A 15543-nucleotide genomic window follows, 5' to 3' on the forward strand; every position below is an offset into this window, starting at 1 on the left:
GGCTAGAAGTTATCCGATGGAAATAGCCCCGTGACGCGGACCACAACCCTTACAGTTGGCGACGAGCAAGGCACGATTGCTCTGGCCACCCGCCTTGCGGCACATTTGCGCATTGGCGATGCAGTGCTTCTCGACGGGTCATTGGCAGCTGGCAAGACGTTTTTAACCCGCGCCTTAATTCGCGCGATGGGCTGTGATGAGGACGTGACGTCTCCCACCTATACCATCGCCAATATCTATGATGGTCCCAATTTTCCGATCCTGCACGTAGACGCCTACCGCCTCAAAGACGCGCAAGAGTTCTACCACCTCGGCCTTGACGAGTATTTCGAGACAGGCGTGAGCGTGATTGAATGGGGCGAGCGGATCGACGGCTTTTTTGACGCACCTCTGTCCATTCATATCGGATTTGGACCGCAAGACACCGCGCGCAGTATAACGCTATCGGCGCAAGATGCCCGATGGGTGGATGTGCTCACTGACTTGGAGGCCACGCAATGAGTTTGATGCTCCTCATTCAAACATCCAACGGCGTTCCTATGCTCGGCCTCGCGCGCACAGATGAGATCGTGTTCGACAGCTCTACCCTGCCCGAATGGGACGGCTCACGCGACTACCGTGCGATTTTGGAGGCGGGACTAGCGGCGTTGGGCGCCGATTTGTCTGATTTAACCGAGATCACTGTCGACATTGGCCCTGGGGGCATGGGCGTGACACGCACAGGCGCATCATTTGCCAATGCTCTTGGCTTTGCGCTTGGCCTGCCTGTTTGTGCCATCCCTGCGTTTGAAATGCTTGGGGCGCAGTTGGCAACGGACAAGGCACCCGTTGTCATTGTTCGCAAAGCCGCGCGACCTTATGTGCATTTCGGTCTCTATCAAAATGGAGAACTTGCACGATACGAACATATAACGCGCGATGAGGTGCAAAACATCATCACATCCTTGCACAAATTCAATCTTGCGGGGAACGTGTCTTTTGACGGCTACGACGCACCGATAAGGAATGAAGCGGATCTACAAACCATGCTCACAGTCGCACGGTCCAAACCCGCGCCCGCGCCACAGGCCCGCGCCTATCCGATCGTGGAGGTTCTCACGTGACGCCCTCTGTGATTGAAATCGCGGATTGCCTCAAGGGCGGCGGTGTCGTTCTACTGCCGACCGATACCGTGCTTGGCCTCGCTGTCTCACCCCAGTTTGACGCAAGTGTGGCGCAGCTCTATGCGCTCAAAGATCGGCCACGCGAAAAAAACCTTCCGGTAATGGTCGCTGACGCTGATCAAATCGAGGCTCTGGGCGCAGACCTTACGAAGAGCGCTAAGCGTCTTATTGCCTCGGCGTTCGTTCCGGGAGCGATCACACTGGTCATGGAACTTGGCCCTGACATCCCGACGTGGTTATCGGGGCGCGACGAGATCGCCGTGCGCATCCCCAATGACGACAGGTTGCGCGCGGTGTTGCGCGAAACAGGGCCACTGCTTGTGACCTCAGCCAACCGTTCAGGGTGCGACACACCCCACACAGCCCAAGACGCCAGTGCTCAACTCACCGCGACACCATCCATGGTTGTCGACGGCACAGGCCACGCTGGCGCGCCCTCTACAATCGTGAATTGCCGCGTTTGGCCGCCCGAATTCATCCGGGTCGGGGCCGTCTCAACCGCTCAGATCATGGCCCTCATGGAGACCGAGCAATGAGCAAATTGATCCTTGGAATTGAGACATCGTGCGACGACACATCGGTGGCCCTCGTTGATCGATCCGGCGCGGTTGCAGCCATCAAAACCGTTTCGCAATACGACATTCACGAGGCCTTTGGCGGCGTCTACCCCGAACTGGCGTCCCGTGCGCACCTACATGCGATATTGCCAACAATTCAAACCGTTATGACGGACGCCGCGACCACACCTAATGATCTCGAAGCTATCGCCGTGACCCGTGGACCCGGCCTGATCGGCTCGCTTTTGGTCGGACTGTCAACGGCCGAGGCGTTGTCAATGGGATGGGGTGTTCCGGCGTACGGCATCAACCATTTACGCGGTCATATTCGCTCTGCGGCCCTTGAGGGAGGGATCACGGAATTTCCGGCCGTGGTCATGCTCGTTTCGGGCGGACACACCCTTATCGCCTTTCTTGAAAACGAATGGTCCTACCGCCTGCTTGGCACAACCCGCGACGACAGTGTCGGTGAATGTTACGATAAGGTCGCCCGCACGCTCGGCCTTGGTATGCCTGGCGGCCCCGCGATTGACCGCGCCGCCGCCCGTGGCACGCCCGTGTTGCGCCTCCCGCGCCCGATGAAAAATGACGCCTACGAGTTTTCATTTTCCGGGCTAAAGTCATCGGTCGCGCGTCATGTCGAAACCCACCCAGACGTCAGTGTCGACGACATGTCAGCGTCATTCGTTGCCGCCTGCATGGATGTGCTGGCCGCCAAAGCGGAACGCGCCCTCAAAGAATGCGCACCAAAGTCATTGGTGATTGTGGGCGGGGTCGCAGCCTCGGAACAGTTACGGGAGACCATGAGTGCATTGGTTGAACGCTACGGCGTGACATTGAGCCTGCCGCCCGTGAAATGGGCCACGGACAACGCCGCGATGATCGCGATGGCCGCGTGGGACTATGTGGAACGCGGTGTTAAGCCTGACCTGATGCCCAAACCGAACCTGAGCCTTGAGACGCCCTAACCGTCGCGCTTGCCCAGAAGCTTTTCCAACGCGTTGAGGCGGTGGCGTAGGCGTTGGATTTCTTCGGCCTGTTCGCGTGAAATGACTGCGAGGTATGTCAATGCATCCTCGACACGGTTGTTATACTGGGATGGTTTGCCCACTGGGCGCTCATGGAACAAGCGGTCCCGACCGAGCGCGCGGGCCAGATCTGTGTTTGTTGGCGCATACCTGACCAAGACGGATTGGCGTATTTCAAGTGGCATGGTGGCACTATCAGGCGCGGAGAGTTCCGGAATATTGTACATCCGCATCACGCGGCGCATATCGTAATCGCGCACTTTTTCCTCATGTCCACGATTATAAAGCGCCACAAAATGAGCTTGGGATGGCCCAAGCGAGCCATGCACCGACTTGTACTCATCGAACCTATCGGGATGGCGCAGCCCCCAGTAGGTGCAAAAATATTGCACAATTCCATCAACGTCCCGAATATCGTCATAGGAATGCACGCTTGTGGGCGCCGCGTTCGACCATAGATCATAGATCGCCGCGTAATCGAGATGATGTGCGCTTTCGTCCACGAACTCTTGAGGTGTTTTGGTTGAGAACCCCGTGTGCAGTTTGTGTTTGAGGCCCCATTGGCGATAGGCGCTTTCAATCCATTCATCTTGGCGCCGAAACACCAACACAATCTCAACCTCACTGAACACTTCGGTTTCTTTGGCGTAAGCGCCGATAACTGCACTGGTATCTTGCGCGTTGCGCGCTTGGGCCAACACCTCGTTGGACAGGATGAAATGGGTTGCCTCGCTTGTCGCGGCAAAGGTTTCGAGTTCGGCCAGCCCCACCGCCAGTGCCGCCGGCGTATTCAACTCACCGGGACCCGTTAGCCCCTCAAACCCGTCAATGTGCTCCAAAAAGCGGCCCAGATAATGAATACCAGAGCGTTTTAGAAACCCTGTTTCCTTCAACAAAAATTGCTGAAGTGCGGATGTGCCCGTTTTTCCCATACCCACATGGATTGTCAGTTTTTTACTCATACCATCTGCGCCTTTGACCCTGCTTAGCTTAGGTCTAAATCACTCTCGCGCATGACACAACTGTGACGCCTAGGCGCTACTCGGCACGAGGCATACGTCATAGCAGACACGCAACGCGAAGATGCGGCATGCGCGCACATTGGCGCATTGTATACATCGGGATACATTGACTTTGCACGCGCCTTGAGCTACGCGATCTCTCAAACGCGTGTTGCCCGAAGGCGCATGCGCAGCAACCCGCACATGTGGAGACCCAAATGGCCCAAGAGACCCCCGACATCATCTACACCATTGTTGACGAAGCCCCCGAACTGGCCCGTGGCTCGCTCTTGCCGATCATTACAGCCTTCTCTACGGCCGCAGGTGTCAATGTCGAAACCCGCGACATCTCTTTGGCCGCGCGCATCCTGTCGTTGTTTCCCGATGAATTGACCGCCGAGCAACGGGTCTCCGACGATTTGGCGGCACTTGGTGAATTGGTGAAAACACCCGATGCCAACGTCATCAAATTGCCGAACGTGTCGGCCTCCGTGCCACAGCTTGAAGATGCCATTGCGGAATTGCAGAGCCAAGGCTACGCGATCCCCAACTACCCTGCCGATCCCCAAACGGACGCCGAAAAAGCCGTGCGGGCAAAATACGACACCGTCAAAGGCTCCGCTGTGAACCCCGTTTTGCGCGAAGGCAACTCGGATCGCCGCTCCGCCAAGGCCGTTAAAGAATACGCAAAAGCCAACCCACACCGCATGGGAAAATGGACCGCTGACAGCAAAACAACCGTGGCCTCCATGTCGGGCAATGACTTCTTTGCAAATGAGAAAGCCGCGACCATCACGGGTGCACAGGTCGGCGGCGCAAAGATCGTCTTTACCGCTACCGATGGCACACAAACCGTTCTCAAAGACGGGTTGTCCTATGGCGAGGGCGAGATCGTCGACGCGACATACCTCTCCGCCAAAGCCTTGCGCGACTTTGTGAAAGCCGAAGTGGCAAGCATGGAGCCGGGGGTGTTGTTTTCGGTCCACCTCAAAGCCACGATGATGAAGGTCTCCGACCCGATCCTGTTCGGCCACTTCGTCTCTGTCTACATTGAGGACTTCCTCGCGAAACACGGCGACAAACTCGATTTCAACCCGAACTCCGGTCTTGGCGCCCTCGAAGACCTGATCGCGGGCAATGCCGAAATGGAAGCCGATTTGAAAGCCGCATTGGCCGCCAAACCACCACTCTACATGGTCGACAGCGACAAAGGCATCACCAACCTGCACGTCTCGTCGGATGTGATCATCGACGCGTCTATGCCCGCCGTGATCAAAGCGGGCGGCATCGGTTGGGGTCCGGACGGCAAGGCCGCCGACACCAAATGCTGCATCCCCGACAATTGCTACGCGGGCGTCTACGACGAAACCGTCGAGTATTTCAAAGAGACCGGCACACTGGACGTGACCACCTGTGGCGCGGTGTCCAACGTTGGCCTGATGGCGCAAAAGGCCGAAGAGTACGGCTCGCACCCCACCACGTTCCAGGCTGCCGCAGATGGCAAAATCGAGATCGTTCTGGACAATGGCGATGTGTTCCATTCGCACAGCGTTGAGGCGGGCGACATCTGGCGGGCGTGTACCGCCAAAAAGGCCCCGATCCTCGACTGGATCAAAACGGGCATCGAGCGTTTCGACGTTGTTGGGACTGGCGCATTCTGGCTTGATGCCAACCGTGCGCACGATGCCGAACTGATCAAATACGTCGCCCCCGCGCTCAAAGCGGCAGGTAAAGACATTCCGATCATGGCCCCACGCGAAGCGACCCGTTACACATGGGTTGAAATGCGCGCCGGCAACGATGTTGTGACCATCACGGGCAACGTGCTACGCGACTACCTTACCGATCTGTTCCCGATCCTCGAACTTGGCACATCCGCCAAAATGCTGTCGATCGTCAAACTGATGAACGGTGGCGGGTTGTTCGAGACAGGTGCCGGTGGCTCTGCGCCCAAGCATGTCCAACAGCTCGAAGAGGAAAACCACCTGCGTTGGGACAGCCTTGGCGAGTTCTGTGCGCTTGGCGAAAGCTACAACTTCCTCGCCGCAACCAAAGACCGCCCCAAGGCCGCCGTGTTGGGCGCAGCTGTCGAAGTGGCGACACAAAAGCTCTTGCTTGAGGGCAAATCGCCCGAGCGCAAAGTCGGCCAGAATGACAACCGCTCGTCGCACTACTGGTTTGCTCGCTACTGGGCCGAGGCATTGGCCGCACAAACGGATGACGCCGATTTGGCCGCTCACTTTGCGCCCATCGCCAAACAATTGGTCGACGGCGAGGCCGCAATCCTCGACGAGTTGCAAGTCGCCGAAGGCTCCCCTGCGGATTTGGGCGGCTACTACCACGCCGACCCCGCCAAAGTGGCGTCGATCATGCGTCCATCTGCAACGCTAAACGCTATTATCGGCTAAGCGACCTACGCCTTTATCGAGACCCGAAGGGCGCCTACGGGCGCCCTTTTTTACATTCTGCACCATCGCCCACACCCTGCGCGCGCCAAACTTGGCGTTGTGAAGGACCGTTAAGGTGGGTTAGGAGGACCGCGAACACGCACATTCGTTGCGTCCGTGATTTGGAAAGCCACATACCCTATGTCTGATCCACGCATGAAACTGGTCTTGGTCACGCCCGAAATTCCGTGGAATACGGGCGCGATCGGACGGACCTGTGTCTCCCTCAATCTGGAACTGATCCTGATCAAGCCTTTAGGGTTTTCCCTGGATGAGAAGTCCGTCAAACGCGCGGGCACAGATTATTGGAAGCACGTTCACCTAAGCGAATATGACAGCTGGCAACACTTTTTGGATGTGCGCAAACCACCGCGTGACAGTCTCTATTTCTTTGAGGAAACCGGTGCGCAAAGTTTTTACACACCAGACTATCAACCCGATGCGTATTTGGTGTTCGGCTGTGAATCAAAGGGCCTGCCCCTGCCCATACTGGAGGGGCTTGATGATCGTATATTCCATTTACCGATGCGCAATCCCCTTGTCCGCTCATTGAACCTTGCCAATGTCGCGACCACTGTCATTTACCAAGCCATGCGACCCTACCTGAGCTAATAGACGAGGTTACGCGTAGGCGGGCCACGGCGCGCAGGCGAAGACACCGCCATCGACATACAGCGTTTGACCCGTCACAAATCCCGCCGCTTGCGAGGCCAAAAAAACCACCGGTCCTGCGATGTCTGACGCCTCACCAACACGGCGCAACGGGGTGAGGGCCGCCCATTTTTCCGCGTACCCGTCTGCCTCCGCCGCCGTGCGTTCATTGGCAATCGCACCTGGAGCCACGCAATTGACACGGATCCCAAGCGGGCCAAGCTCCAATGCCGCAGCTTTGGTCAATTGCTCAATTCCGCCTTTTGAGGCCGCGTAGTCCACAAGGTTTGGAAACGCCACTTTATTGCAACCAGATCCAATGTTGATGATCGCGCCCCCTAGACCCGCCGCGCGCATCGCCCGCGCCGCTGTTTGGGTGTTGAGAAATGCCCCGCGCAAGTTGGTACGAATAACACGGTCGAAATCATCAACGTCGAGATCGAGAAGCGCCGACCACGTTTGGATGCCCGCATTGTTGACGAGAACCGTAGGCGTTGACCCAAAATGCGCAGCCACAGCCCGATGAAACGCATGCACTTGATCCTCATCACCTGCGTCACATTTCACCGCAAAGACCGCCGCACCGTACTGCGCCTCGACATCGCGCGCTGCGACCTGTGAGCTATTATATGAGAACCCGACACGGTAGCCATCCGCCACCAGCGCACCAACCAAATGCGCGCCAATACCGGTACTGCCGCCAGTGAGAATTGCAACTTTATCCATCGTTCTATCCTATGACCCTGCATCTTCGGGCGCGATTGAAACGGTTTTTATGATCGCGTGACAGTGGACGCCCGCGACCAGTCCCAAGGCATCCGCAGAGCGCTGTGTGACGCGTGCAAGAATTGGTCCCGCCGAGGTTTTAAGCGACACAATCGCTCCGGGACCATCGCCACGTTTCACCGCCATAATCTCTCCCGACATGATGTTGAGCGCCGACAAACCAACCGGAACATCGCGCGATAGAATGACATCTTGAGCCGCAATGCGAACCCGCATCATCGTGCCAAGATTGCGCGAAACATGTGGTAAAAACAGTGGTACGCCGCCTGCATCCAATTCGCTCAAACCGTCCTCATGATGTGCGATCACGCACGCCTCGATTACGGCCCCTGCGCCGCGCACACCTGTGGGTAGCACACTTGCGTCTGACAACACGTCCAAGGCCTCGCCCTGACGGATCACCCGCCCGCCCTCAAGGGCCACGACGGTGGTGGCCAATCGCGCAACTTCGGTCGGAGCGTGGCTTACATATAGGATCGGAATATCCACCTCGTCACGCAGCCGCTCGAAGTACGGGAGGATCTCCGCCTTGCGCGCCTCATCAAGTGCTGCCAACGGCTCATCCGCCAGCAACAGACGCGGGCGAGACAACAGCGCTCGACCAATTGCCACACGTTGACGCTCTCCGCCTGACAGACGCGCAGGACGGCGAGCCAAAAGATCGCCAATCCCCAGCAACTCGACCACCCGCGACATTTGTACGGCATCATCTGCGCGCCGGTTTAGCCGTTGACCATAAGATAGGTTCCCGCGCACGCTGAGATGTGGAAACAACCGCGCATCTTGAAAAATGTAGCCAATGCGCCGTTTGTGTGCCGGCACCAAAACGCCTGTTCGGGTATCAAGCAAAACCTCCCCGTCCAAAACGATCCGTCCAGCGTTCGGGCGCTGTAGGCCCGCAACAGCGTCAATGATTGTCGACTTTCCCGCACCAGAGCGCCCGAACAAGACGGTAATCCCCTTTGGGGCTGTAAAATCTACATCCATCGAAAACCCGTCAAAGGCGTGTTTTACACAGACCGATAGGCTCATTATCCGCCCACCTTTCGCGCCATGTGTTTGGCGAGAATTTCAGAGAGCACAAGCGCCCCCATCGCGATTACGACCGAGATAATGACGAGGCGCACCGCTGCGCCCTCACCGTTCGGAGCTTGCAAAAAGGCGTAGACAGCAGAGGGCAGCGTTTGCGTTTGCCCCGGAATATTGGAAACAAAGGTTATGGTCGCGCCAAATTCTCCCATCGCCTTGGCAAAGGCCAAAATCGCACCGGTTAGAATTCCGGGCACCGCAAGCGGGAGCGTGATCGTCGCAAAGACCCGCAAGGGAGACGCCCCCAATGTTGCGGCCGCCTGCTCCAACTTTATGTCGACCGCGTCCATCGACAAACGAATGGCACGCACCATCAGCGGAAACGCCATGACCGCTGCCGCAAGGGCCGCCCCCGTCCACTGAAAGGCAAACGTGACCCCAACCTGAGATAACAGCCCGCCAATCGGCCCTCGCGCTCCAAAGGTCAACAATAGTAAATAACCCGTCACAACAGGCGGCAGGATCAGCGGCAAATGGATCAATCCGTTGACGACTTGTTTGCCCGCAAACTCCCACCGCGATAGTGCATATGCCGCGACTATTCCAAACGGCAGGCTCACGGTCGTCGCCCAGAACGCAACTTTGAGAGACAGCACGACTGCCTGCCATTCCTCGGGCCCAAGCCACATCACGGGGTGTGCTCCATGACAATGAACCCGTGAGATTGGAACGTTGCGCGCGCCGTCTCCCCCATGAGTGTTTCGCGAAAGCTCTGCGTTGCCGCGCCGCCCTGTCCCGCAATCTCGGCCATGGGGTAGACGATTGGCGGATGCGTAATTTGCGGGAAATGCGCCACGACATGTACGCTGTCCGATGATTGCGCATCGGTGGCATAAACGATCCCGTAGGGTGCTTCGCCTGACGCCACGAGGGCCAATGCGGCACGCACATTATCACTTTGAGCGACTTGGCCTCGAACGCTGTCCCAAAGACCGAGGTTCATCAAAGCGGCCTTGCCATACATGCCCGCAGGGACCGCATCGACCAAGGCCATGGCGAGATGGCCCTCACCCAACCGTGTGGCTAAAGCGGTCGGATCCGTCAGGCTCACGGGTGCATCCGTATCATGGGCAACCAAAACCAAGGCATTGCCAAGAAGGTCGACCCGCGACCCCTCAACCAAAAGCCCGTCCGCCTCTAAAATATCCATCCAGTCTGCATTCGCGGACACAAACAGATCGGCAGGCGCGCCATGTTGGATCTGACGCGCAAGAACAGATGATCCCGCATAGGAAATCGCCACATCCAAGCCGGTACGCGCCTCATATTGGCGCGCCACATCGTCCAACGCTGTCTTTAGACTGGAGGCCGCAAATACAGTGACATCAGCCGCCGCAGCCATACGCGCCCCAAACAGGGTGGAGGCGACAATCAGCGAGATAAGAAACGTGCGAAACAGCATCATGGGCTTTCGGATATTGGGCGGTGTGGACGTGTGCACATAATGGGCAGCCACCACGAAAGCGCAAGGCATCAAGCGGATAAGCGCCCGTGCAAAGCGTTGAAATCTCAGACCGCACAATCGCGTCACGTACGCCCACAAGTGACGCTAGGTCATCCATCATGTCCAAATTTTGCCCCGTTTCGGTCCCAAAAATGGTTAACAAACCATCAATACATATCCCAAGACAGATAGGGAGCGGGCAGACGCCCGAACACAAATATGTTTGTAGATGCTGATACATACGCGACAGGAACACCTTCCAAAGGTGCGCGCAAAACGTTTGGCGCAACCTATGCGGACAAACCATGGCGAATCTACGCAGGTGGACTCAAACGCGTGTTCGACATCGCTTTTGCGCTGGCGATATCGCCCATAGCTCTACCTTTGATAGCTATTTTGTGGGCGCTTGTTCGCATCGAGGGCAAGCCCGCGATCTATGCCCATCTCCGTGTAGGTAAGGATGGACACCTCTTTCAGTGCTACAAGCTGCGCACGATGAAACTGGACGCCGATGCGATCTTGGCCCGGCTATGCGCAGAAGACCCTGACATTGCCGCCGAATGGCACACCTACCAAAAACTCGAAAATGATCCTCGTATCACTCAAATGGGCCGTTTTTTGCGCGCTACCAGCCTTGATGAATTACCACAGCTTTGGAACGTCATCACGGGCGACATGAGCTTTGTCGGACCGCGCCCTTATACCCCAGACCAAGAAACCATGTACGAGAATGCGGGTGGTCGCGCTTACCGCGACATGCGTCCGGGCATCACGGGGATTTGGCAAGTCGAAGGGCGTTCTGCCACCACGTTTATCGATCGTGCCCGCTTTGACAACGACTACGGCGTTCGCCAGTCTCTGGCACTCGACCTCTCGTTGATCGTGCGTACCGTGGGCGTTGTATTTGCTAAAACTGGCCGCTAGGCCGCGCCAAATCAGACCAGAACGCCCCACCTGTATCTACACACGGGGCGTTCTATATTGTGGTCTCGCGTCAGGTGATCCGCTTGATCGACGCCATGATTTCATCGCGCTCGAACACCGACTTCCAATCGTCGCGCATTAGGGCGGGAATTCCGAATTCAATCGCCTTATTGCATGCATCGGAAAACTGCCCCTCTTGCACGCCAAAAATCACAGCGCCTAAAATGTTCATGTGACCGAGCAAGAAATCCTTGGCGCATTCTTCGGACACGCCCGTTTTCACGACCTCGTCCATGGCTTGTTTCATAACCATCAACAAGGACGCGCAAACCGTTTCGGACAAGCCAGGCTCAAGGTAGGCCATTTGCTCAACTGTCACGCGGTAGGTTTGGCGCACAGGCGCATAGATCGCCTTGGCTATACGATCACCAAGCTCATAGTGCGCCTCCGGTCCCTGCATCAACGCGTTCACTACACCTTGCGGATGCGCCACACCGCCGAACCGGTCAAGACGAGCGGCCTCGGTCGCCTCGTTGTGGTAGATCATCGGATGGCACGGATGGGACACGAAATACGTGATATCCTCGCGTTCGGGCAGATGTCCCGCATACGGGGCCGCGGCGTCCAAAATGACAACCATTGTACCCCGATCAAGTTTGTCGATGATCCCGCTGGCGACTTTCCCAATGAGCGTATCAGGCACCGCCATGACAACCACGTCCGCCCCAGATAGCGCGGCATCCATTTCAACACAGTCGGCACCAACGGCCTCTTTTAGACGGGTACGCCCCGCCTCGCTGACCTCGACGTGACGGACGTTAAATTCGGTTTGTGCAAGATTTAGTGAGAGGCGCACACCCATCTTTCCACCGGCTCCCAACAGGGCAATCGTCGTCATCTTATGTATTCTCCTACCTGTGCCAGTCTTGGCTTGCTTAACTGGTATGATGAGATAATATCTCAAATAGATTGTCAATCCGTCCCAACGCAAGATGAACGCGCGAGTGCACACGCACCCCAAAGGAGCCTGCCCCATGACACCATCCGATGCCCCATTGATGACGTGGTTCGGGGATGATTTCACAGGCTCGGCGGCAGTTATGGAGGTGCTCGCGTTCGCAGGTATTGATGCCGTATTGTTTTCGGACACCCCAAGCCCCGCTCTAATGGCGCGGTTTCGGTCGGCGCGCGCAATCGGGATTGCCTCCACCGCGCGCACGCATGGGCCGGACTGGATGGACGCCAATCTACCCGCGCCATTGGACTATCTAAACGCACTCGGTGCACCAATTTTACATTACAAAATCTGTTCGACCTTTGATAGCGCACCAGCCTCGGGCAGTATCGGAAAAGCGATCGAGATCGGCCTCGACATCACACAGGCCAAGGCCGCGCCATTGCTCACGGCGGCGCCGCAAATGCGCAGATATCAGGCCTTTGGAACCCTGTTCGCGGGTAGTTTCGACGGCGTACACCGCCTTGATCGACACCCCGTGATGGCGCACCATCCCGTCACACCAATGGCCGAAGCAGACCTTTTGGCACATCTCGCGCATCAAACCCCACTGCCCTGCGCCCTCATCAATTTGGAAGCGATGTGGACCGATCCAGAGCCTGCGCTCACACAGACCTTGCAGGCTGGTGCGCGCATTCTTTCGCTCGACAATATCGATGCCAACACCGAAGCAGCGGCAGGTAAACTCATCTGGGATAACCGCGCGGCCCTCGGATTTGTTGCCGGTTCGCAAGGCGTCGAATACGCGCTTGTACGTCACTGGCAAAACATCGGCCTCATTGAGCCCGCCCCCTCCCCTAAATCCGCTGGACCCGTGGCGCAAATCGCCGCCGTCTCTGGCTCGGTCTCGCCCTCCACGGCGCGCCAAATCGCATGGGCCAAAGCCAACGGCTTCGAGATTATCCGCTTTGACGCCGCGCGTGCCCTTCACAGCGACACAGAACAATCAGACGAAATAGCGACCGCGATCAAACTGGGTGTTGCAGCCGCCCGCGCGGGACAAAGCCCGCTGATTTGTTCGGCCACCGGACCGAATGATCCGGCGGTAACGGCCTTTGGCGAAGCTCTCGCGCGCGCCACCATCACGCCCGATATCGCAAATGAAATAATCGGAACCTCTCTTGGCACCATACTTGACGGTATCCTCACTCAAACGGATATCCGCCGCGCGGTCATCTCGGGGGGCGACACCTCCGGCCACGGAATGCGCGCACTCAAGCTTGACGCGCTTAAAGCGCTTGCGCCCACAATTGCGGGGGCTGCCCTTTGCGTAGGCTACGGTGACAGCCCGCATGACGGGTTGGAAATCGCCCTCAAAGGCGGTCAAATGGGATCCGAAGATTTCTTTGGCTGGATCCGCGATGGCGGTGGCCCCCGTTAAGTCCTCACGCACGACACCAAAACAGAAAGACACATATATGTCCGCACGTCAGATCAATGTGACCTACCGTCTCGAGACATCGGGTGACATCACTGCGCTCGCCGCGAAAATCGCATCGGATCAATCGACCGGAACCTTTACAGAATTACCAAATGAAACGGCGGATGTTCGAGCGCGGTGCGCCGCGCGGGTCGCCTCCATCACGCCCCTGCCCCATAGTGACACCCCCGCGATACCTGACCCGGATGGCCATGGCCCATATCACCGCGCGGACGTCGTGATCTCCTATCCTATGGACGCCGTTGGCACCGACATCGCAGCCCTTGTGACGATCACAATCGGTGGCGTCTATGCCGTCAAAGGGCTTTCGGGCGTGCGGGTAATGGACATTGACCTACCGCCCGAATGGTCCTGTCACCCCGGCCCACAGTTCGGCATGCAAGGTTCGCGTGACTTGATGGGGGTCACGGATGGCCCGATGATCGCGTCGATAATAAAGCCCTCGCTCGGGTTGCTGCCCGATGCCACCGCCGAGGTCGTGGCGCAGTTGTGCGTGGCGGGCGTCGACTTCATCAAGGACGACGAAAAACTGATGAGCCCTGCGTATTCGCCTCTTGAGGCGCGCGTCAAAGCGATCATGCCCGTAATCCACGCTCACGAGGACAAAACAGGCAAGCGGGTTATGTATGCGTTCGGCATTTCCGCCGCCGATCCCGACACCATGATGCGCAACCACGACATTGTGCGCGCACATGGCGGCACAGCAGCGGTGGTGAATATAAATTCCATCGGTTACGGCGGCATGAGCTTTTTGCGCAAGCGCTCCGAGTTATGCCTACATGCACATCGCAATGGATGGGACATCCTGACCCGTCACCCCAATCTCGGAATGGAATTTCGCGCCTATCAAAAAATCTGGCGACTTTTGGGCGTCGACCAGTTTCAGATCAACGGCATTCGTGCCAAGTATTGGGAACCAGACGACAGCTTTGTCCAATCGTTCAAAGATGTGACCACGCCCATTTTTTCGCCCGACGATTGTCCACTGCCTGTGGTGTGTTCGGGCCAATGGGGCGGTCAAGCTGTCGACACCTTCAAACGTACGGGCGGTTCACTTGACCTAATGTATCTCGCCGGCGGCGGAGTTCATGGCCACCCTATGGGCATGGCCGCAGGCGTGCGCGCAATCCGTCAGGCATGGGATGCGGCGAGCACAGGACAGACGCTAATCGATTACGCCAAAGATCACCCTGAACTTGCTGCGGCATTGCGCAAATGGGGCGACACTCCCCAATAGTCAGATCATGCGGACGCGCTCGCGCTCTACCATGCCGAACAAATCACGCGGATCATCGGGATCGGCGATCATGTCCAACTCGGCAAAGCGGGTCGACCCTTTAAGCGCATCGCGCAGCCACCTCAGAGCAGAGAAATCTTCGATTGCGAACCCGACACCGTCAAACAACGTGATCGCGCGATCATCTTCGCGTCCCTGCACATCTCCCGTGATGACCTGCCATAACTCTTTTACAGGGTGGTCTGCATCCAGTTGTTGAATGTCGCCTTCGACGCGGGTTTGCTCGGGGTATTCCACGAAAATGTCGGACCGCAGCAAGATATCGCGGTGGATTTCGGTCTTTCCCGGACAGTCGCCGCCGATGCCGTTAATATGCAATCCCGCGCCCACCATATTGTCGGTCAGGATCGTGGCATACTGCTTGTCGGCCGTACACGTTGTGACGACATCCGCGCCCTGAATGGCCTCTTCGGGTGAGGTGCACGCCACAACCGTAAGACCTGATCCCGCAAGGTTGGCCGCACATTTTTGCGTGGCGGTGCTGTCAATGTCATACAGGCGCACGGTATCAATCCCGCAAATCCGTTTGAGGCCAAGCGCCTGAAACTCAGACTGTGCGCCATTGCCGATCAGCGCCAAGGTCCGCGACCCTTTACGTGCAAGGTATTTCGTTGCAACGGCCGATGTCGCCGCCGTGCGCAGGGCCGTCAAAATCGTCATCTCTGACAAGAGGACCGGATAGCCGGTGTCCACAGAGGCC

16 protein-coding genes are annotated in these 15543 nt (G+C 57.4%); 9 read left to right on the top strand and 7 right to left on the bottom strand.

Features of this window, described 5'->3' with window-relative positions:
- The first annotated feature begins 30 nt into the window (after positions 1-30).
- From tsaE to tsaD, 4 genes are read left to right on the top strand one after another with little or no spacing between them, the layout of a single operon-like run.
- Complete coding sequence (gene tsaE / locus ACTG34_RS00735; protein WP_439103140.1) at positions 31-501, top strand: tRNA (adenosine(37)-N6)-threonylcarbamoyltransferase complex ATPase subunit type 1 TsaE; 471 nt, start codon at positions 31-33, stop codon at positions 499-501.
- Entirely contained in the window at positions 498-1103 is a 606-nt protein-coding gene (locus ACTG34_RS00740) for a hypothetical protein (protein ID WP_439103141.1), read from the top strand. The genes tsaE and ACTG34_RS00740 overlap by 4 nt, the downstream gene beginning before the upstream one ends.
- Positions 1100-1699, top strand: coding sequence for an L-threonylcarbamoyladenylate synthase (locus ACTG34_RS00745; RefSeq protein ID WP_439103142.1), 600 nt, complete (start codon positions 1100-1102; stop codon positions 1697-1699). Before ACTG34_RS00740 ends, ACTG34_RS00745 begins: the two co-directional genes overlap by 4 nt.
- On the top strand, positions 1696-2688 hold the full coding sequence (tsaD, locus tag ACTG34_RS00750) for a tRNA (adenosine(37)-N6)-threonylcarbamoyltransferase complex transferase subunit TsaD (RefSeq protein WP_439103144.1): 993 nt from the start codon (positions 1696-1698) through the stop codon (positions 2686-2688). Before ACTG34_RS00745 ends, tsaD begins: the two co-directional genes overlap by 4 nt.
- Here the strand turns inward: tsaD and ACTG34_RS00755 are convergent.
- On the bottom strand, positions 2685-3710 hold the full coding sequence (locus tag ACTG34_RS00755) for a hypothetical protein (RefSeq protein WP_439103145.1): 1026 nt from the start codon (positions 3708-3710) through the stop codon (positions 2685-2687). The genes tsaD and ACTG34_RS00755 overlap by 4 nt on opposite strands.
- A gap of 257 nt (positions 3711-3967) precedes the next feature.
- Here ACTG34_RS00755 and ACTG34_RS00760 point away from each other — a divergent pair, with 257 nt between their 5' ends.
- Both ACTG34_RS00760 and ACTG34_RS00765 read left to right on the top strand, forming a co-directional pair.
- Complete coding sequence (locus ACTG34_RS00760; protein ID WP_439103146.1) at positions 3968-6157, top strand: NADP-dependent isocitrate dehydrogenase; 2190 nt, start codon at positions 3968-3970, stop codon at positions 6155-6157.
- Positions 6158-6337: 180 nt separating this feature from the next.
- Complete coding sequence (locus ACTG34_RS00765) at positions 6338-6808, top strand: tRNA (cytidine(34)-2'-O)-methyltransferase (RefSeq protein WP_439103147.1); 471 nt, start codon at positions 6338-6340, stop codon at positions 6806-6808.
- A gap of 9 nt (positions 6809-6817) precedes the next feature.
- Here the strand turns inward: ACTG34_RS00765 and ACTG34_RS00770 are convergent, their stop codons facing one another.
- Genes ACTG34_RS00770 through modA form a run of 4 tightly spaced genes read right to left on the bottom strand, consistent with a single transcriptional unit; the run spans position 6818 to position 10124 of the window.
- On the bottom strand, positions 6818-7573 hold the full coding sequence (locus ACTG34_RS00770) for an SDR family NAD(P)-dependent oxidoreductase (RefSeq protein WP_439103148.1): 756 nt from the start codon (positions 7571-7573) through the stop codon (positions 6818-6820).
- 9 nt (positions 7574-7582) lie between these two features.
- Positions 7583-8665: a molybdenum ABC transporter ATP-binding protein gene (gene modC / locus ACTG34_RS00775; protein ID WP_439103149.1), complete on the bottom strand. Its 1083-nt coding sequence runs from the start codon at positions 8663-8665 to the stop codon at positions 7583-7585.
- Positions 8665-9354, bottom strand: a complete 690-nt coding sequence (gene modB, locus ACTG34_RS00780) for a molybdate ABC transporter permease subunit (RefSeq protein ID WP_439103150.1) — start codon at positions 9352-9354, stop codon at positions 8665-8667. Before modB ends, modC begins: the two co-directional genes overlap by 1 nt.
- Entirely contained in the window at positions 9351-10124 is a 774-nt protein-coding gene (modA, locus tag ACTG34_RS00785) for a molybdate ABC transporter substrate-binding protein (protein WP_439103217.1), read from the bottom strand. Before modA ends, modB begins: the two co-directional genes overlap by 4 nt.
- Positions 10125-10385: 261 nt before the next feature.
- Here modA and ACTG34_RS00790 point away from each other — a divergent pair, with 261 nt between their 5' ends.
- A complete protein-coding gene (locus ACTG34_RS00790; protein ID WP_439103151.1) occupies positions 10386-11090 on the top strand; it encodes a sugar transferase in 705 nt (234 codons plus the stop codon).
- 70 nt (positions 11091-11160) lie between these two features.
- Here ACTG34_RS00790 and ACTG34_RS00795 read toward each other — a convergent pair whose 3' ends face one another.
- Positions 11161-11988 carry a phosphogluconate dehydrogenase C-terminal domain-containing protein gene (locus ACTG34_RS00795; protein ID WP_439103152.1) on the bottom strand — a complete coding sequence of 276 codons (828 nt, stop codon included), beginning with the start codon at positions 11986-11988 and terminating at the stop codon, positions 11161-11163.
- Between the two features lie 136 nt (positions 11989-12124).
- On the opposite strand from ACTG34_RS00795, the gene ACTG34_RS00800 reads away from it, so the two are divergent.
- On the top strand, positions 12125-13486 hold the full coding sequence (locus ACTG34_RS00800; RefSeq protein ID WP_439103153.1) for a four-carbon acid sugar kinase family protein: 1362 nt from the start codon (positions 12125-12127) through the stop codon (positions 13484-13486).
- Between the two features lie 37 nt (positions 13487-13523).
- The gene (oiaX, locus tag ACTG34_RS00805) at positions 13524-14783 is read left to right on the top strand and encodes a 3-oxo-isoapionate-4-phosphate decarboxylase OiaX (protein WP_439103154.1); all 1260 of its coding nucleotides are present in this window, start codon (positions 13524-13526) and stop codon (positions 14781-14783) included.
- Here oiaX and ACTG34_RS00810 read toward each other — a convergent pair.
- On the bottom strand, positions 14784-15543 hold a 760-nt coding region (locus tag ACTG34_RS00810), incomplete at its 5' end, for an ornithine cyclodeaminase (protein ID WP_439103155.1).

The organism is Celeribacter marinus (assembly GCF_965656515.1).
Classification (GTDB): domain Bacteria; phylum Pseudomonadota; class Alphaproteobacteria; order Rhodobacterales; family Rhodobacteraceae; genus Celeribacter; species Celeribacter marinus_D.